The sequence below is a fragment of the Mycolicibacterium pyrenivorans genome, from assembly GCF_025821625.1.
Classification (GTDB): Bacteria; Actinomycetota; Actinomycetes; order Mycobacteriales; family Mycobacteriaceae; genus Mycobacterium; species Mycobacterium pyrenivorans.
Map to the genome: position 1 here is coordinate 1 of NZ_JACKSH010000038.1, position 22505 is coordinate 22505.

The window sequence follows — 22505 nt, forward strand, 5'->3', positions numbered from 1 at the left end:
AGCAGCCTGACCCACAACACCAACACCCCCGCCGTCACCACACGGCCATACCGACGCGCAGACTCCACACCCAACTCACCGCCATTTTCGGATTAGCAGGAGTTCTCTCGGTCTTCTGCTGCGTAGCTGCGATCTCGGCGCCAGAGGCGTGCCCTACTTGATCCCGCCGGCCATGAACGCCGCGCCGGGAATGGCCAGCGCCACCAGCATCAGCAGCATCAGGAACCAGCCCGCGCCCTGCCAGGCCGCCCAACCGCGCTCGGCCTTCCACTCGCCGTAGGTCCGGACGAACGCGCCGACACCACCGAAGAACAGGAACGCGGGCACCAGGGCTGCGGCGAACACCGAATCGCGTGCGCCGAACGCGTAGAACGCGAACGCGACGCCTGCCAGCGCGACGACGACGAGCGTGTACGTGGCCGCCGCCCGGAACGTACCGGGGCTGTTGAAGCGCTTCTCGGCGAAATCACGGTCGTTGGTCATCTCTGCGGAGTTCCCGCCGCCCGCCCCGTGAAACCGGTCCTAGGGATCGCGCGGCAGCCCGAGCAGTCGCTCGGCGATGATGTTCAACTGCACCTCGCTGGTGCCGCCGTAGATCGTCGTCGCGCGGCCCGCCAACAGGTACTCGGCCCACTTGCCCGACGGCTCGCCCTGGTCGCCGATGGCCGCGTCGGTGCCGAACGAGGCCACCCCGAACTCGGCGTATCCCTGACCGGTCTTCATCGACAGCAGCTTCGAGATCGCCGCCGCGGGCATCGGATCGCCGCCGGCGAGCGTCAACAACGTCGAGCGCATGTTGAGCAGCTTGGCGGCGTGGCCCTCGGCGATGAGCCTGCCCGCCTCGTTCTGCTCGATCTGGTCGAAGTGCCCGTCCCGCACGAACTCCACGAACTGGTCGAGGCTGGCCAGGAACGGCGGTTCGCTGCTGCCGATCGACACGCGCTCGTTGGTCAGGGTGTTGCGGCTGACCTCCCAGCCCCGGTTCACCTCGCCCAGCACCATGTCGTCGGGCACGAACACGTCGTCGATGAACACCGTGTTGAACATCGCGTTGCCGGTCAGCTCGCGCAGCGGCTTGACTTCGACGCCCTCGGCCTTCATGTCGAGCAGGAAGTACGTGATCCCTTGATGTTTCGGAGCGTTCGGGTCCGTTCGGGCCAGCAGTGCACCCCACTGCGAGTACTGCGCGCCGGTGGTCCAGATCTTCTGGCCGGTGATCCGCCACCCGCCGTCGACCTTGGTGGCCTTGGTGGTCAGGCTGGCCAGGTCCGAGCCGGCGCCGGGCTCGGAGAACAGCTGGCACCAGATCATCTCCCCGCGGAAGGTCGGCGGCAGGAAGCGCTGCTGCTGGTCGTTGGTGCCGTAGGCGACGATCGACGGGATGATCCAGGCGGCGATGCCCATCTGCGGCCGCTTGACCCGCCCGGTCGAGAACTCCTGGGCGATGATGATCTGCTCGATCGGGTTCGAGGCCCGGCCCCACGGCTTGGGCAGGTGCGGTTGCACCCAGCCGCCCTCGGCGATCGCGGTGTTGCGTTCTTCCTTCGGAATCGCCTTCAGCGCAGCGACTTCCGCGCGGATCTCGTCGCGCAGCTTCTCCGTCTCCGGGTCGAGGTCGATGTTGAGCGACCGCATGCCGGTGGTCGTCGCGGTGTCGACCACCTGCTGCGGGTAGTCCGCGTGCCGGCCGAAGGAGGCCGCCAGCACGATCGCGCGACGGTAGTACACGTTGGTGTCGTGCTCCCAGGTGAAGCCGATGCCGCCGTGCACCTGGATGCAGTCCTGGGCACAGTGTTGCGCGGCGACGGGCGCCAGCGTCGCGGCGACGGCGGCGGCGAACTCGTAGTGGCTGCCGTTGTCTCCGGTGTCACCGCGCAACTGCTCGTCGATGGCGCGGGCAGCGTCCCAGACCGCGCTGGTGGCGCGCTCGGTTTCGGCGATCATCCCGGCGCACTTGTGCTTGATGGCCTGGAACTGACCGATCGGCCGGCCGAACTGTTCGCGGATCTTCGCGTACTCCGCTGCGGTGTCGGTGGCCCACCGGGCGACGCCGATGCACTCGGCCGACAGCAGCGTCGACATCAGGGCCCGGGCCAGCGTGCGGCTGAGGTTGGACAGCACCCGGTCGTCGGACACCTCGACGGCGTTGGCACGCACATGGGCGATGGGGCGCAGCGGGTCGACGCCGGCGACGGGCTCGATCTCGAGTTGATCGGCATCGATGACGACCCACTCCTCACCCGACTCGATCGCGACCGGCAGCACCAGCACCGACGCCTGGGCGGCGCCGGGTACCGCTCGCACCTCACCGCGGATCACCAGCCCGTCGCCGTGACGGGTCGCGGTCAACCCGGAATCGATTGCGTAGGCGGCGATGACGTCACCGGAAGCCAGGTCCCTGAGGACTGCCGCGTTCGCGTCGTGGGCCGAGATCAGCGCGCTGGCGATGGCCGACGGCACGAACGGGCCGGGGACGGCGCCGTACCCGAACTCGGCGATGACGATCGCCAGCTCGAGGATGCCGAAGCCCTGCCCGCCGGCCGACTCGGCGAGGTGGACGCCCTGCAGTCCTTGGTCGGCTGCCGCCTTCCAGTACGGCGGCGGATTCGGGATGGGGGTTTCGAGCGCCTCGTGCAGAACGTCCGACGGCGCGATGCGTTCCACCAGGGATCGCACCGAGTCGGCGAGGTCGGTGTGCTCTTCAAGGATCGCGATGGGCATAGCTGCTGCACCTGTTCTTCACGTCGTCGTGACTGGTCCCAACCGGTTGGTTGGGACCGAGGTTACCCCGCCACCTGGTTCACCAGGTTCGCCAGGTCCCGGCCGTCACGGAGACGTTCGCAGTTGCCGACGGCCAATTCCAGGTAGCGCCGCATCGTGTCGGCGGTGTACCACGTCACGTGGGGTGTCAGCACGACGTTGTCCAGCCCCAGCAGCGGATTGTCGGCGGGCACCGGTTCGATCGTGAAGACGTCGAGTCCGGCGGCGCCGAGGCGGCCGGAGCGCAACGCGTCGACGAGGGCGTCCTCGTCCACGATCGGCCCGCGGGACGTGTTCACCAGCACCGCGCCCGGCTTCATCCGCGCCAGCGCGTCATGGTCGAGGAGCGAGGTGGTCTGCTCGGTCAGCGGAAGATGAAGCGAGACGATGTCGCTGACGGCGAGCAGGTCGTGCAGGCTGCGCCACCCCGGGTGGCCGTCGTCGCGGGTGCTCGTGTGGAGGATCTCGCCACCCATCGACGCGATGATGCGTTCGACGCGTTTGGCGACGTTGCCGTAACCGACCAGTCCGACCGTGCAGCCTCCGACGTCACGCACCGTCTCACCCAGCGTCGGGTCCGAGGGCCAACCCGTGCCTGCGCGGACGGCCCGGTCCAGCTCCGGAAGCCGGCGCAGCGCGGCCAGCATCAACAGCACCGCACCTTCGGCGACCGATGCCGCGTTGGCGCCGGGCATGTTGGCGACCGCGACGCCGCGAGCGGTCGCGACGTCGACGTCGATGGTGTTCACCCCGGCGCCCAGCTTGTGCACGAGCCGCAACCGGGAGGCCTTGGCGAGGTCGTCGCCGGAGATCGGCCGAAGGACATGCCAGATCACTTCGGCGTCGGGGAGCTCGCGATAGAACGTCTCGTCGTCGTACTCGGCGCAGTACCGGATATCAAGCCAATCCTGCTGTGGTGCAAGGTGGTCCAGCACCTTGTCGCCGGGCACGAAGTGGGCCAGGACCCTCACCAGCGGCGCGCGATCCATGCGGCGATGGTGTCGGCCTTCTCGGTGCGGGCTCCCGGAGTGGTGAAGTAGTGGTCGGTGTCGATCGAGCACTGTGTCTTGTCGGCGCCGCCGAGCGCGTCGTAGATCCGTTGGGCGTCGGAGGGGTACACGCCGGTGTCCTGGTCGGCGTTGATCACCATGGCCGGACACGTGATCCGGGCCAGGTGAGGCTCGGCGCGGGTCTGCGCGTAGCGCAGACTCCACATGCCGATCCAGTTGCGCAGGGTGCACGCCGCGGCGATCCCGTGCGTGGACCTGTTGGCCTTGACGGGAACTCCGGCGTAGCACATGTTGGCGGGCCGCTTGGTCGGCTCCAGCGTGGGATCGACCATCCGCGGGTCGGCCCAGGTGCGCATCACGGTGAACGGCCGGTCGGAGAACCCGGCGGCGCGCACCCGGGCCAGTTCGGCCTCTGCCCAGTCCGTGATCGCTTCGTTCCGCGCTACCTGCGCTTTGCGATACCGGTCCACGAACTGCGCATCGTAGGGTGGTCCGTTGCGCTCGCTGAACAGGTCAAGGTCGGGATCTGTCAGTACCGCATCGTTTTCGTCCACCACGGCCGCGTCCATCCAGGCGGTGAGCACGTCGGGGCGTCCGGGATGTGCGGCGCTGGCCACGTAGCCGTCCGCCGGGGGGAGGTTGTCGAGGCCGGCCGCGGGCCGCATCCCCTCCAGTGGGGTGACGTGCCGGTCGACGGCGTTGGCCTGGTAGGCGGCCATCAGGGATCCGCCTCCCGAATTGCCGAGCAGGATCACCGTTTCGATTCCCTGTACGTCGCGAAGCCAGCGGATGCCGACGCCGATGTCGACGAGGGCGTGGTCGAGCAGGAAGCTGCTCTCGAACCCCCGGAACCGGGTGTTCCAGCCGAGGAAGCCGATGCCGCGGGTGGCCATGTACTCGGCGAGGTAGTGCTCGGAGAAGTCGATCTGGTAGTGGCTCGCGATCATCGCCACTTTCGGTTTGCGACCCACGCCGCGGTGGTAGAGGCCCTGGCACGGATGCCCTCCGGAGCCCGCCTGCCGGGCGGTGGTGGAATCCAGGCCGACGAACTCCCTGGTGACCCCGGGTGTGCGGGTGGACGCTGATCTACTCATGGTTTCCAGCCTCCCGGTGATAGATCGTCCGATAGAAGATGTCGGCGAGCGTCTTGATGCAGGCGGCGTCGTCGACACTGTCGGCGGCGTGGGTGGCCTGGCCGGCGAGCTGGTTGTAGCAGAACTGGTTGAGCATCGACACCAGCGCAACCGAGATCAGCCGTGGATCGCTTCCTGCGCAATACCCTTGCCGTTGCGCCTCTTTCACCAGCGAGGTAATCAACCCGATGGGTACCGAACAGATTTCGCTCCAGTACTGGGCGAAGTCGTCGCTGACCATGGCCATCTGCGACACACTGACGATCTCGGCAAGCCGGTTGCGGTAGGTGTTCCAGTGCGCGGCGGCGGCCTGATACGAGCGTTCCCGGTGGCTGAGCCCCGGCTGCGCCGCCGCCTGCGAACGTTCCCGCGCCTCATCGCGGAAGCGCACCGCCCATTCGCGGACCATCGCCTCCTTGGAGTCGTAGTAGTTGTAGAACGACGCGGTGGACCTGCCCGCCTCTCCGGCGATGTCGGCGACCGTGGTCGCGAGAATTCCCTTGCGTGCCACGACCGCCCGGGCGGCCGCGTCGATCGCGGCCTGGGTCTGACGGCCGCGCAGGGTCGGCAGTTGTTCGCGGGGGGTGACGCTCACCTGCTCCTGCGCTCCTCGCTGCCGTGATTCGATGTGGCCGTATTCGGTCGTTGATTCGAAACTGAACCTGATGTTAGATTCAGTTTCTGCCCGTGGCCAGAGGAGCGCGCAATCGTGATCAAGCCGCAGAACACCAACACAGAGTTCGAGTTCGGCGGCATCAACCATGTCGCCCTGGTGTGCTCGGACATGGCGAAGACCGTCGACTTCTACAGCAACGTGCTGGGCATGCCGCTGGTCAAGTCGCTGGACCTGCCCGGCGGCATGGGCCAGCACTTCTTCTTCGACGCCGGCAACGGCGACTGCGTGGCGTTCTTCTGGTTCGCCGACGCACCCGACCGGGTGCCGGGCATCTCCTCACCCGAAGCGATCCCCGGCATCGGGGACATCGTCAGTGCGGTGAGCACGATGAACCACCTGGCGTTCCACGTGCCCGCGGAGAAGTTCGACGAGTACCGGCAGCGCCTCAAGGCCAAGGGTGTGCGGGTCGGACCGGTGCTCAACCACGACGAGAGCGCGGCCCAGGTGTCAGCGACGGTGCATCCCGGGGTCTACGTGAGGTCGTTCTACTTCCTCGACCCCGACGGCATCACGCTGGAATTCGCCTGCTGGACCAAGGAATTCACCGAGTTCGACACGATGACCACGCCGAAGACGGCGGCCGACCGCCGGGTGCCCACCGCGCACTGATCTCTGGTGCGCCGAGATCGCAGCCACGCAGGCGGCTACTCGAACTTCTTCTGCTGGAATGCCGTTTCGGCGGGGTTGTGGTCGCGGTAGAGGACCGGATCGGCCAGCTGGTCGAGCATCGCCGCGAGTTGGTCCGCCAGTTGCGCGGGGCTGAAGTCGATGTCACCTGCCAGCCAGGCGCTGAGCGTCTGCGCGACGCCGCCCACCACGAAGTGCGAGGCGGCCTTGATCCGGTCATTGTGATCGAGCCGCAGTGCGACACCGGCATGCTGTCCGGAAAGCAGCGCGAACAGCGCGCCGGACTCTGCGCGTTTGCGCACCACCACCGGGTTGGCGAGGCGCGCGCTGAACAGCAGCCGCCCGACCCGGGCGTCGTCGGAGATGGTGCGCACGATGTTGGCCATGCCCGCGCGGCTCTGCTCCCGCGGCGGCGCAGCGGCGACCGCGGCCTGGGTGGTGGCGGCGATGTCGGCGATCACCCAGTCGAACACGGCGCCGACGAACACGTCCTTGTCGGCGAAGCTCTCGTAGAAGTAGCGGGCTGCCAGGCCTGATTGCGAGCAGATCGCCCGGACGGTCAGATCGGCGGGGACGGTCTTCCCGCCGAGCAGGTCCAGACCCGATTCCAGCAGCCGGCGCCTGCGCTCCGCGATCCGCTGCGGAGCCTCCACGCCGCGATACGGACGGACCTGGGCCATCTACCCATATTGACACCGGACCGCCGCGGGAGCAATATCAGGAAACAGGCGTTCGCACAATTGGGTGCTGCTGCGGAAACACAGAGGAGTCGCCATGACGGTGAACGAGTCGGTCGGTGCGCCCGTGCCGGACGTCGAGGGTGCGGTGAACGAGACCGCGGCCCCGGTGCGACCGCAGCGTCGGAACTCCGCCGGGGACGACGACGGCATGCTCGGCCTCGGTCTGCTCGCGGGGCCGGCCAACGTGATCATGCAGCTGTCACGGCCCGGCGTCGGGTACGGCGTGATGGAGAGTCCGGTGGAGAGCGGCCGGGTCGACAGGCACCCGATCAAGCGCGCCCGCACCACCTTCACCTACCTCGCGGTGTCCACCACCGGCACCGACGAACAGAAGGCCGCGTTCCGCCGCGCCGTCAACCGCGCGCACGCCCAGGTGGTGTCCACCGAGTCGAGCCCGGTGAAGTACAACGCCTTCGACAAGGACCTGCAGTTGTGGGTCGGCGCCTGCCTGTACAAGGGCGTCGTCGACGTGCATCGCCTGTTCGTCGGCGAGATGGACGAGCAGACCGCCGACCGGCTCTACCTGCAGGGCCGGTCGCTGGCCACGATGCTCCAGGTGCCCGAGGACATGTGGCCGCCCGACCGGGCGGCGTTCGACCGCTACTGGCAGAAGTCCTTGGACGAGGTGCACATCGACGACGCCATCCGTGAGTACCTGTATCCGATCGCCGCGTCCCGGCTGCGTGGTCTGACGCTGCCCGGGCCGCTGCGCCGCGGTTCCGAGAACCTGGCGTTGTTGATCACCACGGGCTTCCTGCCGCAGCGCTTTCGCGACGAGATGCGGCTGCCCTGGGACGCGGCGCGCCAGCGGCGTTTCGACCGGTTGATCGCTGTGCTGCGCGCCTTCAACAAGGTGTCGCCGCGGTTCGTCCGCGAGTTCCCGTTCAACCTTCTGCTCAAGGACGTCGACTGGCGTATCCGGACGGGCCGTCCACTGGTGTGAGCCCGCTCGAGGCGGGCAGATGGGTGACCTGACTCACCCCGTCGGCGGCACCCGTGCGTCTCGACAGTTTGGTTATGCAATGCTAACTTCAGCAAAAGTTAGCTTAGGCATACATAACCATTCGTAAGGGAGATGGCGGGGGACCGGGGCTCGGTCGATCGACCGGGCGCAGGCAGTCCGCGACACACAGTTCATGGAAATGGCAAGTGACACGCTCGCGGCTCCCGCCACCGGAGCCCCCCGGGTCGATCCCGACGTCGTCAGCCGGTTCGCGACCTGCTGCCGCGCGCTCGGATTGTCCGTGCACGACCGGCAGCGTCCGGCCGACCTGCACGCCGCAAGGTCCGGCTTCGCCGCACTGACGCGCATCGCCAACGACCAGTGCGACGCGTGGACCGGGCTGGCCGCCGCCGGCGACACCTCACCGCAGGTGATCGAGGCCGTCTGGCAAACCTCCGCAACCGCAGGGGTGCTGCAACGCGAGATCGCGCTGGCCCCAGACGCTCTCGGCTTCGCCTACGACACGGGCCTCTACCTCCAGTTCCGCGCCACCACGCGTGACGACTTCGCCCTCGCCTACGCCGCGCGGCTGGCCGACTCCGTCGAGGGATCCGCACGGTGGGCTGCGGCGGACCGTCTGGTGGGCGAACTCCTCGACCGCAAACCCGGCTGGCTGCAAGCCCGCTGGGTGCGCGGGGCGATCTACTACCGCGCCGCGCGATGGTCGGACGTGGTACGGCTCCTGACCCCGGTGGTCGCGAACGAGTCGCTGGAGGAGACCTATGCCCACGCCGCCCGCGTGACGCTCGGCATCGCCCTGGCCCGATTGGGCATGTTCGCCCCGGCGCTGTCGCATCTGGAACGACCCGAAGGACCGATCGCCGTCGCCGCCGTCGACGGCGCGTTCGCCAAGGCGCTCGCACTGCGGGCGCAGGGCGAGGACGAGGACGCCACCGAACTGCTGCAGGAGCTCTACGCCGCCAACCCCGAGAACACCGACATCGAGAACGCGCTGTCGGACACGTCTTTCGGGATCGCCACCACCACCGCTGCGCGCATCGAGGCGCGTTCCGACCCCTGGGATCCGGACAGCGAGCCCGGAGAGGCCGACTTCGTCGACCCCGGCGCCAAGGACCGCAAGGCCCACCTGCTCATCGAGGCCGAGGCCGAGCTGGCCGAGTTCATCGGCCTCGAAGAGGTCAAGTATCAGGTGGCTCGTCTGAAAAGCTCTGTCGCGATGTCGATCAGGCGGCAGGAGCGTGGCCTGACCGTCGCTCAGCGCACCAACCACCTGGTGTTCGCAGGCCCTCCCGGCACCGGCAAGACCACGATCGCGCGCGTGGTGGCCAAGATCTACTGCGGCCTGGGGCTGTTGAAGAAGGAAACCGTCCGCGAGGTGCATCGCGCCGACCTGATCGGCCAGCACATCGGCGAGACCGAGGCCAAGACCAACGCCATCATCGACAGCGCGCTCGACGGGGTGCTGTTCCTCGACGAGGCGTACGCGCTGGTGTCCACCGGCGCCAAGAACGACTTCGGACTGGTCGCGATCGACACGCTGCTCGCCCGTATGGAGAACGACCGTGACCGCTTGGTCGTCATCGTCGCCGGATATCGCAAGGACCTGGACAGGTTCCTGGACACCAACGAGGGTCTGCGGTCCCGGTTCACCCGCAGCATCGACTTCCCGTCGTATACACCGAAGGAGCTCGTCGAAATCGCAACGCGCATGGCCGAGAAGCGCGACTCGCGCTTCGAGGACGCAGCCCGCACCGACATGGAGCGTCTGTTCGCCCACCTGGCGGAGTCGTCGACACCGGACGCCACCGGTGTGGCGCGTCGCAGCCTGGACATCGCGGGCAACGGCAGGTTCGTCCGTAACCTCGTCGAGCGGTCCGAGGAGGAGCGCGAGTATCGACTCGATCACTCCCATCTCGACGACTTCACCGACGACGAGCTGATGACGATCACCGCCACCGATGTCGGCCAGTCGGCCGCACCGTTGCTGCGCGGCCTCGGCCTGTCGGTGCCCGCGTGACCCCGCCGGATGGGGATCGGCGCTCGTTCAGTTCCCGCACCCCGACCAACGAGAACCCCGAGGGTGTCAGCTACCGGCGCGGCTTCGTCACCCGTCATCAGGTCACCGGATGGCGATTCGTCATGCGCCGCATCGCATCCGGCGTAGCCCTGCACGACACCCGGATGCTCGTCGACCCGCTGCGCACCCAGTCCCGCTCGGTGCTCGTCGGTGCGCTGATCCTGGTGACCGGCCTGATCGGTTGCTTCCTGTTCTCGATGATCCGCCCGTCGGGCGCCGCGGGCACCGACTCCGTGCTCGCCGACCGCGAGTCCGCGGCGCTGTACGTCCGGCTCGGGGATCAGCTGCACCCGGTGCTCAACCTGGCCTCGGCGCGCCTCATCACCGGCAGGGCCGACAACCCCACCCTGGTCAAGAGTGGCGAGCTCGACCAGTTCGCGCGGGGGAACATGCTGGGGATACCCGGAGCGCCGGAACGCATGGTCCCCAACAGTATTCGGGACGCCTACTGGACGGTGTGCGACGCCGCAGCGGGGACACCCGGCACCACCGGCGTCACCGTCATCGCGGGCGAACCCGCGCCCGGCGGTGAGCGCGCCGCCGCGCTACCGGCGGGCCACGCCGTGCTCGCCGAGAACGACGGCCGGACCTGGCTGCTGTGGGACGGCAAGCGCAGCCCCATCGACCTCGCCGACCGCGCGGTCACCGACGGCCTCGGTATCGGCGGTGAGGTCCTGGCCCCGCAGCCGATTGCGACCGGACTGTTCAACGCAATTCCTGAAGCTCCCCCGCTGACGTCGCCCGTGATCCCCGGAGCGGGGGGACCCACCACCGTCGCGCTGCCCGTCGCGGTCCCGGTGGGTGGCGTCGTCGTCGCCTACGAGGCCGACAACACGTTGCGCCACTACGTCGTGCTCGCCGACGGGCTGCAGCCGATCTCGGGCGTGCTGGCCTCCGTCCTGCGCAACACCGAATCCTACGGGCTCGATCAGCCGCCGCGCCTGGGCGCCGACGACGTCGCTCGGATTCCGGCGGTCCGTGCGATCGACACCGCCGCCTTCCCGTCGGAACCGGTCACCCTGGTCGACTCCGGCACCGATCCGGTGACGTGCGCCGCCTGGTCGAAACCTGAAGGCGCGCAGACTTCTTCGTTGTCGGTGTTGTCCGGCGCGGCGCTGCCGATCCCGGACGGGGTGCGCACCCTGGAGCTGGTCAGTTCGGGCGTGCCCGGTGGGCCCGCCGACCGGGTGGCACTTCCACCGGGCACCGGCTATTTCGTCGACAGTGCCGGTGCGCTGTTCTGGGTGAGCGACACCGGGGTGCGCTACGGGATCGACACCGGTGAATCGGGATCGGGTTCGGCGGGCGCCGACACCGTCGCCGCCCTCGGCCTCACCTCGGCGCCGCTACCCATTCCGTGGTCGGTGCTGTCGCAGTTCGCCGCGGGACCCACGCTGTCGCGCGTCGACGCACTACTGGCCCACGACGCACTGCCGCCCGACCCGGCGCCGGCGCGCCTGGAAACCCCCGGTTTGGAGAGCCCGTGAGCAGGCTGATCTTCGAGCACCGCAAGCGGATCTCGCCGCCGGTGACACGCAAGGGCACCATCACCATCGAGTCACCGCCGGAGCTTCCGCGGGTCGTGCCGCCGTCGCTGCTGCGCCGGGCGCTGCCGTACCTGATCGTCATCCTGATCGTCGGCATGATCGTCGCGCTGGTTGCGACCGGCATGCGGCTGATCTCGCCCACGACGCTGTTCTTCCCGTTCGTGCTGTTGCTGGCCGCGACCGCGCTGTACCGCGGATCGGACAACAAGATGCGCACCGAGGAGGTCGACGCCGAGCGCGCCGACTACCTGCGCTATCTGTCGGTGGTTCGGGACAACGTACGCGCCCACGCCAACGAACAGCGAGCCGCACTGCTGTGGTCGCACCCGGAACCGGTTGCGCTGGCGAGCATTCCGGGCACCCGCAGGCAGTGGGAGCGGGACCCGCGCGACCCCGACTTCCTGGTCCTGCGTGCCGGCCTGCACGATCAGGCGCTCGACGCCACACTGCGTGTCAAGGACACCGCCGACGAGATCGACCTGGAGCCGGTGTCGCACAGCACCCTGCGCGGACTGCTCGACACCCAGCGCACGGTGCACGACGCGCCTGCCGGCATCGACCTCACCAGGGTCTCCCACGTGACGGTGACCGGCGATGACGAGGAGGTGGCCGCTGCGATGCGCGCGTGGATCGCGCAGGCGATGACGTGGCACGACCCGTCCGTCCTCGGAATCGCCTTTGCCGGAGCCGATCTGGAAGAGAGCGGCTGGTCATGGCTGAAATGGCTGCCGCACGTGGACGTGCCCGGCCAGGTCGACGGCGTCGGCCCGGCCCGCTACCTCGCCACCGAACCGTCCGCGTTGCGCAGGCTGCTGGCCCCGGCCCTCGCCGGTCGCGACCGGTTCACCGGCAACGGCGCTGTCGATGCCAAGCATCTGCTCATCGTGCTCGACGACCCCGATGCGGAGCCCGAGGACTTCGTCGGCCGCGGCCTCGCCGGGGTGACGGTCATCCACCGGTCCGCGCAGGAACCGCACCGCGAACAGTATCCGGATCCCGAGCGCCCCATCCTGCGGATCGCCGACGGCGCGATCCGTCGCTGGCAGAACGGCGGGTGGAACGCCTTCATCGACGCCGCCGACCGGCTCGCCCCCGACGACGCCAGGCACATCGCCCGCAGGTTGTCCCGGTGGGATTCCAACCCCAGCCACGGCAGGTCCGCCACCACCGGCGGTGCCACCTTCTCCACGCTGCTGGGCATCCCCGACGCCTCGGCGCTCGACGTCGCCGACCTGTGGGCCCCCCGCAACCGGGACGACGAGCTGAGGGTCCCCATCGGAGTGACGGCGACCGGCGAACCGTTGTACTTCGACCTCAAGGACGAGGCCGAGGGCGGCATGGGGCCGCACGGCCTGATGATCGGCATGACGGGCTCGGGCAAGTCGCAGACCCTGATGTCGATCCTGCTGGCGCTGTTGACAACTCATTCGGCCGAACGACTCATCGTCATCTACGCCGACTTCAAGGGTGAAGCGGGCGCGGACATCTTCCGCAACTTCCCGCAGGTGGTTGCCGTCATCTCGAACATGGCCGAGAAGCGCTCGCTGGCCGACCGATTCGCCGACACCCTCCGGGGCGAGGTGGCGCGCCGTGAACAACTGCTCAAGGAGTCCGGACGCCGGGTGCAGGGCAGCGCCTTCAACTCGGTGACCGAGTACGAGGCCGCCATCGCGGCGGGTCACGATCTGCCGCCGCTGCCGACGCTGTTCGTCGTCGCCGACGAGTTCACGCTGATGCTCGCCGACCATCCCGAGTACGCGGACCTGTTCGACTACGTTGCGCGCAAGGGCCGTTCGTTCCGCATCCACATCCTGTTCGCATCGCAGACGCTCGATGTCGGCCGAATCAAGGACATCGACAAGAACACCTCGTACCGCATCGGCCTGAAGGTCGCCAGCCCGAGCGTGTCCCGCCAGATCATCGGCGTGGAGGACGCCTATCACATCGAGTCCGGCAGGGAACACAAGGGCGTCGGATTCCTGGTGCCTGCGCCGGGAGCGCGGCCGGTCAAGTTCCGCAGCACCTACGTCGACGGCATCTACGAGCCGCCCAGGGTCGACAGGTCGATCGTCGTGCACGCCATCCCAGCGCCGCAACTGTTCAGCGCGGGCTGGGTGGATCCCGAGCCCGACACCGTCATCGTCGACGACGGCGCGGACGTCGAAGTCCTGCCCCCGCGAAAGCTGATCGCGACGATCGGTGACCAGCTCGCGCACTACGGGCCCCGGGCACCACAGCTGTGGCTTCCCCCGCTGGACGAGACGATGCCGCTCGACGACGTGCTCGAGCGTGCGGGGATCGGTGCGGGGCAGTGGCGCTGGCCGCTGGGGGAGATCGACCGGCCGTTCGAGATGCGCCGCGACCCACTGGTCTTCGATGCCTCTTCGGCCGCCGCCAACATGGTCATCCACGGCGGGCCGAAGTCGGGCAAGTCGACGGCACTGCAGACCTTCGTGCTGTCTGCTGCGGCACTGCACGCACCCGGCGACGTCACGTTCTACTGCCTCGACTACGGCGGCGGGCAGCTGCGTGCCCTCGAGGAGCTCGCCCACGTCGGCAGCGTGGCCTCGCCGCTGGAGTCCGAACGGATCCGCCGGACCTTCGGCGAGCTCGAGCAGCTGCTTCGGGCGCGCCAGAAGGTCGGTGCGACCCGCAACGGCGAGTACCGGGACGGCTACGGCGAGGTGTTCCTGCTCATCGACAACCTCTACGCCTTCAGCCGGGACAACACCGACACCTTCAACACCAGGAACCCGTTGCTGTCGAGGGTGACCGAGCTGGTCAACGCCGGCCTGTCCTACGGCATCCACGTGGTGATCACGACTCCGAACTGGCTCGAGGTGCCGCTGGCGATGCGCGACGGGCTGGGGTTGCGGCTGGAACTGCGCCTGCACGATTCCCGCGACAGCAATGTCCGGGTCATGGGTGCGCTGCGACGCCCCGCCGAAGGGGTACCCGTCGACCAGCCGGGCCGCGGGCTGACCATGGCCGCCGAGCACTTCCTGTTCGCCCTTCCCGCAACCGAATCCATCCCCGCGATCAACGTCCGCTACCCAGGTCTGAGTGCACCTCCGGTGCGCCTACTGCCGACGAACCTGTCGCAAGAGGCCTTCGGCTCGCTGTACCCGGCGCCGGAGCGGGTGGTCATCGGACAGCGCGAGGAGGACCTGGCCGCGGTCAGCGTCGACTTCACCGACAACCCGTTGCTGATGGTCTTCGGTGATGCGAAGACGGGCAAGACCACGCTGCTGCGCCACCTGATCCGCACGATCCGGGAGAACTCGCGCCCCGATCAGGTGGCGTTCACCGTGATCGACCGCCGACTGCAGTTGGTCGACGAGCCTCTGTTCCCAGACAACGAGTACACGCCCAGCATCGACCGGATCACCCCGGCCATGCTGGGGCTGTCCGCACTGCTCGAGAAGCGCCGCCCCCCTGCGGGGTTGAGTCCGCAGGAACTCCGCGGCTGGGACTACAGGTCCACCGCGAACGGCACTGCCGACGGGACCGGCAGCCACATCCACTACCTGATCGTCGACGACGTCGATCAGATCCCGGACGGCCCCGCAGCCTGCGGACCCTTCGTGGGCCAGCGGCCGTGGACCCCGCTGATCGGTCTGCTGGCGCAGGCATCCGATCTCGGATTGCGCGTCATCGTCACCGCCAGGGCAGCAGGCTCGGCCCATGAGGTGATGACGGCGCCGCTGCTGCGGCGGCTCAACGACCTGCAGGCGACGACGCTCATGTTGTCGGGTAATCCCCAGGACAGCGGGAAGATCCGGGGACACAGGTTCAGCAGGCTGCCGGTGGGCCGCGGCATGCTGCTCGACGACCGAAGTGATTCCGACACCCCGACCTACGTCCAACTCGTCAACCCGCTGGCTGCCGAATCGGTGGCAGCGCGAGGACGACACAGTGGAGAGGAATACAGCTGATGACACTGCGAGTAGTGCCCGAAGGCCTGACGGCCGCCAGTGCGGCCGTGGAAGCACTCACCGCGCGGATGGCGGCCGTGCACGCCGCGGCGGCACCCCTGACGAGTGCCGTCGTCCCGCCGGCCGCCGATCCGGTGTCCCTGCAGACCGCCGCCCGGTTCAGCGCCCACGGAGCCGAGCAGCAGACGGTGGCCGCGCAGGCCGTGGAAGAACTCGGCCGCTCGGGCGTCGGCGTCGGCGAGTCGGCGGCCAGCTACGCCAGTGGTGACGCGATGGCCGCGTCCGCGTACCTGATCGCCCGAGGCTGACATGACATCCCCAGTTACATTCCCCGTCGCTTCGCTCGCCCCAGTTACATCCCCAGTGTGGATGGCACTGCCGCCCGAGGTGCACTCCGCGCTGCTGAGCAGCGGCCCCGGTCCGGGGTCACTGATTGCCGCGTCGAGCGCGTGGCAGTCGCTGAGTACCGAGTACGCCTCAGCCGCAGCGGAACTGACCAGCATTCTCGGCGCTGTGCAGGCCGGGTCCTGGGAGGGCGTCAGCTCCGAGCAGTACGTGGCCGCGCACACCCCGTACCTGGCCTGGCTGGCCCAACAGAGCGCGAACAGCGCCGCCGCGGCGGTGCAGCACCAGACGGCGGCCGCGGCCTACACGACCGCTGTGGCGACCATGCCGACGTTGCCCGAACTCGCGCTGAACCACGCCACCCACAGTGTGCTGGTCGCGACGAACTTCCTCGGCATCAACACCATCCCGATCGTCCTCAACGAGGCCGACTACGTCCGCATGTGGATTCAGGCGGCCACCACGATGAGCGCCTACGAAGCCGTGTCGGGTGCGGCGGTCGCCGCGACCCCGGCCTCGACGCCGGCGCCGTTCGTCCTGATCCCCGGTGTCGGTGAGGCGGGAAGGGCCGCAGCGGATCTGATGAACTCCGCGGCGCAGGTGCAGGCCGCCGAAGCGGGATCCGCGTTGAACGTCGGCGACATCATCGCCGACCTCATCAGGGTGTACGGAGAGATTCTCCGGTTCCTGTTCGAGCCGATCATCAACTTCCTGCGGGACCCGATCGGCAACACGATCCAGCTGATCACCGACTTCCTGACCAACCCGGCGGCGGCGCTGGTCACGTGGGGCCCGTTCCTGTTGGCCGTTGTCTACCAGGCGGTCTCGTGGGTGGGTGCCTCGATCCTCTACCCGTCGCTGCTCCTGATGCCGCTGCTGGCGACCACCCTGGCGATCGTGCTCGGCGTGGGCCAGCACCTGCTCAACCAACTGCCCGCGCCGCCGGCCGACACCCCCGCCGAGGAGCAGGCCCCTGCCACCCAGGCTCCGGCAGGGCGCACCGAACAACAGCCCCTGCCGGCGGCGGGCATCGCCACGCCCGCACCGGGCGGAACCGCCGCCGCCCCGGTGAGCACCGTCGCCGCATCGTCCGGATCGGTCGCGGCCGCCCCGGCTGCCGGTGCCGTGCCACTGGTGCCCTACGCCGTCGTGGGTCAGAACCCCGGCGGAGGCTTCTCGCCGACCGTGCGCGATTCGACGGCCGCCAAGGCACCTGCTGCCGGCATTCCCGCGGCCGCGTCGGGCGTCGCGGCCTCGGCAGCGGAGCGGCGCAAGCGCCGGCGCCGCCAGAAGGACGACATCATGGGCCGCGGCTACGCCGACGCGTTCATCGACTACGAGGACGAGCCCGAACAGGACGCACCACCGGCGCCCGACCCGCGGGTGAGCGCCTCGACGCGAGGCGCGGGACCCATGGGCTTCGCCGGCACCGTATCCACGGGCACCGCCGAGGCGTCGGGGCTGACCACTCTGGCGGGCGACTCATTCGGCGGCGGCCCCAAGAGCCCGATGCTGCCCGGCACCTGGGATCCGACCGCCGACGACCAGACTGACCGAGAAGATCGCCACAACCACCACAAGGGAAAGGAAAACCCATGAGCCTCTTGGATGCTCACATCCCCCAGCTCGTCGCGTCAGAGAGCGCGTTCGGCGCCAAGGCGGCGCTGATGCGCAGCACGATCGCGCAGGCCGAGCAGGCGGCCCAGTCGTCGCAGGCCTTCCACATGGGTGAGTCGTCGGCGGCGTTCCAGGCAGCGCACGCCCGCTTCGTCGAGGTCTCCGCGAAGGTCAACGCCCTGCTCGACGTCGCACAGGCCAACATCGGTGACGCCGCGGGCTCGTACGTCGCCGAGGACGCCGCCGCCGCCGGCAACTACACCGGTTTCTGAGCCGGCGCCACCACACGAAAGGGACTTCGATGTCACAGATCATGTACAACTACCCGGCGATGATCGCGCACGCCGGCGAGATGTCCAGTTACGCAGGGGCGTTGCACGCAGTAGGCGCCGATATCGCCAGCGAGCAGGCCGCGCTCCAGGGAGCCTGGCAGGGGGACACCGGGATGACCTACCAGGCATGGCAGGCCCAGTGGAACACCAGCCTCGAGGAGTTGGTCCGCGCCTACCGCGCCATGGCGAGCACACACGAGATGAACACCACCTCGATGGCCGCGCGGGACCAGGCCGAGGGCGCCAAGTGGGGCTGATCGGGTCCAGTGCGCGCTAACGCCGTCGAGCTGAGTGCCGGGGCCGCGTGGTTCCTCGCTGACGTCCTCGGCGCCGGATCGTTTCCGTGGGTGCTGGCCGTCACCCCGCCCTACAGCGACATGGCGCAGCGGGCGGAGTTCGAGGACGATCAGGTCGACGGGCTGACGGGTCTCGGCGTCATGACCGCCGACCGACTCGTAGAACCTGCGGTCGCACAATGGATTCGGATCGTCTGCCGACCGCGCCGGTGGCTCGAGCTCAGGTTCGTCGCCGGGGGCGGCGCGATGCTGCGCGGCATCGTCGCGCGCAACGCCGCAGGCACGGTCGTCGCGCTGCGCAGCGCCGAGCTCATCACGTTCACGGCCATGGACATCGATCACCCGCAGGCGTTGGTGCCGGTGCTCTCGGCCGGACTGTCCGGGCAAGCGCCCGCCCGGTTCGAGGAGTTCGCGTTGCCCGCTCGTGCCGGCGCCAAGGCCGACGAACAGATCCGCCGCGGCGCCTCGGTGCGGGACATGTTGGACTACCTGGGAATTCCTTCGTCCGCGCGCCCGGTGGTGGTGGCCGCGTTCGAGGACAGCCGCAGCTACGTGGAGATCGTGGCGGGCGAGCATCGTGACGGGTACCGGGTCAGCACCGACGTCGGCGTGAGCATCGTGGACACCTCGCTCGGCCGGGTGCTGGTCAGCCCGTCGAAAGCGTTCGACGGGGAGTGGATCTCGACGTTCGCCCCTGGCGCTCCGCTCGCGATCGCCGCTGCTGTCGAACGCCTCACGGCCGCACTGCCCGACGGACCGTGGTTCCCCGACCACGCCCTCACCCGAGACTTCGACACACCCATGCAGAGAGAAGAAGAATGCCAGACCCCGCTTTGATCACACCCAACAACGCGGTGATGCCCATTGTCCGCGTCGCCGTGCTCGCCGCCGCGTCGGGCGAGGATGGCGACGCCGACGGCAGCGGCCGCCTCACCGAGGTCGCGTTGCCCGCCGAACTGCCGCTGCGGGAGGTCATCCCGGCGGTGCGGCGCATCGTGGTCCCCGCCGACGAGGCGGGTGACACCGCGGAACTGATGAGCCTGGCCCCCATCGGCGGGGCGCCTTTCAGTCTCGACGCCACGCTGAACACGGTGGGCGTCGTCGACGGTGACCTGCTGGCGCTGCAACCGGTGCCGGTGGGACCGCCGGCACCGCGGATCGTGGAGGACATCGCCGACGCCGCGATGATCTTCTCGATCGCCCGCGAACGCCCCTGGGGTACCGAGAACATCAAGCGGGCCGCAACGCTGGCCGTCATCGGCCTGATCCTCGTCGCGACCGCGGTGGCCGTCGTGCACCGTGTCGCCACCGGCACGCCGGTCGGGTTGTTCACCGTCAGCGCGGTGGCCGTGGCCACGCTGCTGGGCGCACTGCTGAGCAGGCCCGGTTCACCGCGAGTCGCGACCGCGCTTGCCGGGGCCGCGCTCCCGCCGGTGGCGGCGGCGTTCGCGCTGGCCGTCCCCGGCGACTTCGGTGCGGCGCACATCCTGCTCGCCGCCGCGGGAGTGGCGGCCTGGTCGATCATCAGCATCACGCTCGGTGAGCGTGCCCTTGCGCTGTTCACCGCCACGGCCGCAACCGCCCTCGGTGTCCTGTCGGCCGCCGTCGCTGCGTCGCTGTGGACGCTCTCACCGCTTGCCATCGGATGCGCGCTGATCCTGGTGGCCCTCCTTGTCACCGTGCAGGCCGCGCAACTCTCCGCGCTGTGCGCGCGCCTACCCGTACCGGTGATCCCCGCCCCCGGCGATCCGACGCCGTCGGCACCGCCGCTGCGGGTTCTCGAGGACCTGCCCCGGCGCATCCGCGCCGGTGACTCCCACCAGACCGGCTTCATCGCCGCCGGGGTGCTGCTGGCCGTCCTCGGGTCGGTCGCGGTGGTGTGGCCCGCCGTCAGCGGGGACGGTGCCGCGTCCCCATGGGCCTGGTACCTGGTGGTCGCCGCCGCGTCGGGCGCCGCCCTGCGCGCCCGGGTGTGGGACTCCGCGCCGTGCAAGGCGTGGCTGCTGGGGCACGCATACCTCGTCACCACGGTGCTGCTCGTCTTGTTCGTCACCGCCGGCGGTTACGCCGCGGCGTGGTGGGCGCTGGCGGTGCTCACGGCCTTGGTGGCAGTCTGGGTCGTGGTCGCGCTCAACCCGAGAATCGGTACGCCGGAGACCTATTCGCTGCCGATGCGGCGGCTCCTCGGCTTCCTCGCCACGGCCATCGATGCGTCGCTGATCCCGGTGATGGCCTATGCGGTGGGACTGTTCGCGTTGGTGCTGAATCGGTGATCCGACGCGCAGGCGCCATCGCGGCGGTGACGCTGACGGTGCTGGCGGTCAGCGGACCGTCGGCCGGGGCGATCACTCCGCCCGAGGTGGATCCGGCGGCGGTTCCTCCGTCCGGCAGCGCGGGACCGGTGCAACCCATGGCCCAGCGCGGCGAGTGCGTCGCCAGCGGTGTCGTCCCCGGAAGTGTCCCCGGCGCGGCAAGCCCGAATCAGTTGTCGCTCAACCTGTCTGAGGCGTGGCAGCACAGCAGGGGTGAGGGTCAGCTGATTGCGGTCATCGACACCGGGGTCAAGCCCGGGCCACGGTTGCCCGATGTGGAGCCCGGCGGGGACTTCGTCGAGGCCACCGACGGCCTCACCGACTGTGACGGGCACGGCACGCTGGTGGCAGGTCTGATCGCGGGAAAACCCGGCGGCGACGGCTTCTCCGGGGTGGCTCCCAACGCGCGCATCGTCTCGATCCGGCAGACCTCGGCGCGGTTCGCGCCCCGCGACCCGGGTGAGGACCCGATCGTCGCGCAGGCGGCGATCGACGTCGCGACGCTGGCCCGCGCCGTGGTGCGCGCCGCCGATCTCGGCGCCCGCGTCATCAACATCTCCACGGCGACGTGCATTCCGGCGAACAAGAACATCGACCAGAGTCAGTTGGGTGCCGCGCTGCGGTACGCCGCGGTGGACAAGGACGTGGTGATCGTCGCCGCGGCCGGCGACGCACGGGGCGGCGGGGGCAACGGAACGGCCTGCGAGTCCAACCCGCTCAGCGACCCGGCCAGGCCGTCCGATCCGCGGAACTGGTCGAGCGTCACCTCGGTGTCGGTCCCGTCGTGGTGGCAGCCGTACGTGTTGTCGGTCGGTTCCCTCACCCCCGGTGGGCAGCCGTCGCCGTTCACCATGGCCGGTCCGTGGATGGGGGCGGCCGCACCGGGTGAGAACATCACTTCGGTGAGCAACGACGCCGACGGCGGCCTGGCCAACGGGATGCCGAACAACGAGCAGGAGTTCTCCCCGATCAGCGGCACCGGCTATGCGGCGGCCTACGTCTCCGGCGTTGCGGCCTTGGTGCGCAGCAGGTTTCCCGAACTCAAAGCCGAGCAGGTGGTGAACCGCCTCACCGCGACCGCGCGCACCGCGGCCCGGTCACCGTCGAACCTGGTGGGGCGCGGAACCGTCGACCCCGTCGCAGCGCTGACCTGGCAGGTCCCCCCCGAGGTGGCTCTCGACCCGGCCGCGGTCAGGCAGACCGCAGCACCACCCACGCCCGCGCCGGAGGATCCGACGCCGCGCGTGGTCGCGTTCGCCGGAATGGGCGTGCTCGCGGCTCTGGTTCTCGCCGCGCTCGTGGTGAGCGCGAAACGGAAGGACAGGACTTCATGATCGTCCGAATCACCTTGGCTTTGCTTGTCGCCGTTCCGGCTGCGATGGCCTATCCGTGGCAGTCGCCCGCCGACCGCTGGCTTCTCGGTGTCGCGGTCGCCGTGGCGGTCGTGCTGTTCGCGTGGTGGCGGGGATTGTTCGTGACGACGATCGTCGCCCGCCGGATCGCCATGTGGCGCCGCCGGAACCACATCGGCGGCAGCCATCTGGCCGGCGAGTTCGCCACCGTGGTGCTGCGCGTCGATCCGGGGGAGGCGAGTGACCTTCCACTGGGGTTGATCGCCGGGTACCTCGATCGTTACGGCATCCGCTTCGACAAGGTGCGCGTGACGAGCCGTGACGTCGCGGGCATCCGCACCACCTGGGTGAGCCTGACCATGGGAGCCGCCGACAACGTCGCGGCGCTGGCTGCGCGGTCACCACGAATCCCTTTGCAGGACACCGTCGACATCACAGGGAGGCGGTTGGCCGACCATCTGCGGGAGACGGGGTGGGAGATGGCCGTCGACGACGCGTCCAGGGACGCCGCAGCCACCCCGCTGCCGGGGCAGGGGACGGAGACCTGGCGCGCCGTCAGCGACGATCGGGGCTTCGTGGCGGCCTACCGAATCGGGGTGGACGACGGGCTGGCCGACACCTTGGCCGAGGTGTGGTCGTCGGATGCCGGCGAGATCTGGACGGCGCTCGAATTCACCGGCAGCAGAGCGCAACCGGCGCTGGCGGCGGCGTGCGCCATCCGCACCGGCGAGCGGCCGGGATCGCGCGCCCCGCTGCCGGGGCTGGTGCCCGAGCGCGGCGTG

19 protein-coding genes are annotated in these 22505 nt (G+C 69.3%); 13 read left to right on the forward strand and 6 right to left on the reverse strand.

The genetic code is table 11. The features are described from left to right. Nucleotides 1-153: 153 nt before the first annotated feature. The 5 genes from H7I57_RS05535 to H7I57_RS05555 all read right to left on the reverse strand — a co-directional run bounded on the left by H7I57_RS05535 (nt 154) and on the right by H7I57_RS05555 (nt 5498). The gene (locus H7I57_RS05535) at nt 154-483 is read right to left on the reverse strand and encodes a hypothetical protein (protein WP_264022356.1); all 330 of its coding nucleotides are present in this window, start codon (nt 481-483) and stop codon (nt 154-156) included. Nucleotides 484-522: 39 nt separating this feature from the next. Then, a complete protein-coding gene (locus H7I57_RS05540) occupies nt 523-2721 on the reverse strand; it encodes an acyl-CoA dehydrogenase family protein (RefSeq protein WP_264022357.1) in 2199 nt (732 codons plus the stop codon). A 62-nt stretch (nt 2722-2783) separates the two neighbouring features. Then, nucleotides 2784-3749 (reverse strand): 2-hydroxyacid dehydrogenase, encoded by a 966-nt coding sequence (locus tag H7I57_RS05545; protein WP_264022358.1) that lies wholly within the window; start codon nt 3747-3749, stop codon nt 2784-2786. Beyond that, nucleotides 3728-4864: an alpha/beta hydrolase gene (locus H7I57_RS05550; protein ID WP_264022359.1), complete on the reverse strand. Its 1137-nt coding sequence runs from the start codon at nt 4862-4864 to the stop codon at nt 3728-3730. Before H7I57_RS05550 ends, H7I57_RS05545 begins: the two co-directional genes overlap by 22 nt. Next, nucleotides 4857-5498, reverse strand: coding sequence for a TetR/AcrR family transcriptional regulator (locus tag H7I57_RS05555; protein WP_264022360.1), 642 nt, complete (start codon nt 5496-5498; stop codon nt 4857-4859). The genes H7I57_RS05550 and H7I57_RS05555 overlap by 8 nt, the downstream gene beginning before the upstream one ends. A gap of 114 nt (nt 5499-5612) precedes the next feature. Here H7I57_RS05555 and H7I57_RS05560 point away from each other — a divergent pair, with 114 nt between their 5' ends. Continuing rightward, nucleotides 5613-6188, forward strand: a complete 576-nt coding sequence (locus tag H7I57_RS05560; RefSeq protein ID WP_264022361.1) for a VOC family protein — start codon at nt 5613-5615, stop codon at nt 6186-6188. 35 nt (nt 6189-6223) lie between these two features. On the opposite strand, the gene H7I57_RS05565 is transcribed toward H7I57_RS05560, so the two are convergent. Continuing rightward, complete coding sequence (locus H7I57_RS05565) at nt 6224-6886, reverse strand: TetR/AcrR family transcriptional regulator (protein ID WP_264022362.1); 663 nt, start codon at nt 6884-6886, stop codon at nt 6224-6226. Nucleotides 6887-6980: 94 nt separating this feature from the next. On the opposite strand from H7I57_RS05565, the gene H7I57_RS05570 reads away from it, so the two are divergent. The 12 genes from H7I57_RS05570 to eccE form a co-directional block, all read left to right on the forward strand. Further along, complete coding sequence (locus H7I57_RS05570; protein ID WP_264022363.1) at nt 6981-7889, forward strand: oxygenase MpaB family protein; 909 nt, start codon at nt 6981-6983, stop codon at nt 7887-7889. A gap of 193 nt (nt 7890-8082) precedes the next feature. Beyond that, entirely contained in the window at nt 8083-9927 is a 1845-nt protein-coding gene (gene eccA / locus H7I57_RS05575) for a type VII secretion AAA-ATPase EccA (protein ID WP_275080935.1), read from the forward strand. Beyond that, a complete protein-coding gene (eccB, locus tag H7I57_RS05580; protein WP_264022365.1) occupies nt 9924-11474 on the forward strand; it encodes a type VII secretion protein EccB in 1551 nt (516 codons plus the stop codon). The genes eccA and eccB overlap by 4 nt, the downstream gene beginning before the upstream one ends. Next, on the forward strand, nt 11471-15469 hold the full coding sequence (gene eccCa / locus H7I57_RS05585) for a type VII secretion protein EccCa (RefSeq protein WP_264022366.1): 3999 nt from the start codon (nt 11471-11473) through the stop codon (nt 15467-15469). The genes eccB and eccCa overlap by 4 nt, the downstream gene beginning before the upstream one ends. Further along, the gene (locus H7I57_RS05590; RefSeq protein WP_264022367.1) at nt 15469-15777 is read left to right on the forward strand and encodes a PE family protein; all 309 of its coding nucleotides are present in this window, start codon (nt 15469-15471) and stop codon (nt 15775-15777) included. Before eccCa ends, H7I57_RS05590 begins: the two co-directional genes overlap by 1 nt. A gap of 61 nt (nt 15778-15838) precedes the next feature. Further along, complete coding sequence (locus H7I57_RS05595) at nt 15839-17413, forward strand: PPE family protein (protein WP_264022368.1); 1575 nt, start codon at nt 15839-15841, stop codon at nt 17411-17413. Then, the gene (gene esxG, locus H7I57_RS05600; RefSeq protein ID WP_264022370.1) at nt 17410-17703 is read left to right on the forward strand and encodes a type VII secretion system protein EsxG; all 294 of its coding nucleotides are present in this window, start codon (nt 17410-17412) and stop codon (nt 17701-17703) included. The genes H7I57_RS05595 and esxG overlap by 4 nt, the downstream gene beginning before the upstream one ends. Nucleotides 17704-17732: 29 nt before the next feature. Continuing rightward, nucleotides 17733-18020, forward strand: coding sequence for a WXG100 family type VII secretion target (locus H7I57_RS05605; protein WP_264022371.1), 288 nt, complete (start codon nt 17733-17735; stop codon nt 18018-18020). Nucleotides 18021-18029: 9 nt separating this feature from the next. Then, nucleotides 18030-18896 carry an ESX secretion-associated protein EspG gene (locus tag H7I57_RS05610; protein ID WP_264022372.1) on the forward strand — a complete coding sequence of 289 codons (867 nt, stop codon included), beginning with the start codon at nt 18030-18032 and terminating at the stop codon, nt 18894-18896. Beyond that, a complete protein-coding gene (gene eccD / locus H7I57_RS05615) occupies nt 18878-20332 on the forward strand; it encodes a type VII secretion integral membrane protein EccD (protein ID WP_264022373.1) in 1455 nt (484 codons plus the stop codon). Before H7I57_RS05610 ends, eccD begins: the two co-directional genes overlap by 19 nt. Continuing rightward, a complete protein-coding gene (gene mycP / locus H7I57_RS05620; RefSeq protein WP_308204314.1) occupies nt 20332-21705 on the forward strand; it encodes a type VII secretion-associated serine protease mycosin in 1374 nt (457 codons plus the stop codon). The genes eccD and mycP overlap by 1 nt, the downstream gene beginning before the upstream one ends. Continuing rightward, nucleotides 21702-22505, forward strand: an 804-nt coding sequence (gene eccE, locus H7I57_RS05625; protein ID WP_264022375.1) for a type VII secretion protein EccE, incomplete at its 3' end; no start/stop codon positions are given. The genes mycP and eccE, both read left to right, overlap by 4 nt.

Excerpts from the sequence above, each read along its gene's own strand:
- esxG (WP_264022370.1), top strand. The coding sequence starts at position 17,410 with ATGAGCCTCTTGGATGCTCACATCCCCCAGCTCGTCGCGTCAGAGAGC.
- eccD (WP_264022373.1), top strand. The coding sequence starts at position 18,878 with ATGCCAGACCCCGCTTTGATCACACCCAACAACGCGGTGATGCCCATT.
- H7I57_RS05595 (WP_264022368.1), top strand. The coding sequence starts at position 15,839 with ATGGCACTGCCGCCCGAGGTGCACTCCGCGCTGCTGAGCAGCGGCCCC.
- H7I57_RS05535 (WP_264022356.1), bottom strand. The coding sequence starts at position 483 with ATGACCAACGACCGTGATTTCGCCGAGAAGCGCTTCAACAGCCCCGGT.
- H7I57_RS05570 (WP_264022363.1), top strand. The coding sequence starts at position 6,981 with ATGACGGTGAACGAGTCGGTCGGTGCGCCCGTGCCGGACGTCGAGGGT.
- H7I57_RS05605 (WP_264022371.1), top strand. The coding sequence starts at position 17,733 with ATGTCACAGATCATGTACAACTACCCGGCGATGATCGCGCACGCCGGC.
- H7I57_RS05565 (WP_264022362.1), bottom strand. The coding sequence starts at position 6,886 with ATGGCCCAGGTCCGTCCGTATCGCGGCGTGGAGGCTCCGCAGCGGATC.
- H7I57_RS05545 (WP_264022358.1), bottom strand. The coding sequence starts at position 3,749 with ATGGATCGCGCGCCGCTGGTGAGGGTCCTGGCCCACTTCGTGCCCGGC.
- H7I57_RS05550 (WP_264022359.1), bottom strand. The coding sequence starts at position 4,864 with ATGAGTAGATCAGCGTCCACCCGCACACCCGGGGTCACCAGGGAGTTC.
- H7I57_RS05540 (WP_264022357.1), bottom strand. The coding sequence starts at position 2,721 with ATGCCCATCGCGATCCTTGAAGAGCACACCGACCTCGCCGACTCGGTG.
- eccA (WP_275080935.1), top strand. The coding sequence starts at position 8,083 with ATGGAAATGGCAAGTGACACGCTCGCGGCTCCCGCCACCGGAGCCCCC.
- H7I57_RS05590 (WP_264022367.1), top strand. The coding sequence starts at position 15,469 with ATGACACTGCGAGTAGTGCCCGAAGGCCTGACGGCCGCCAGTGCGGCC.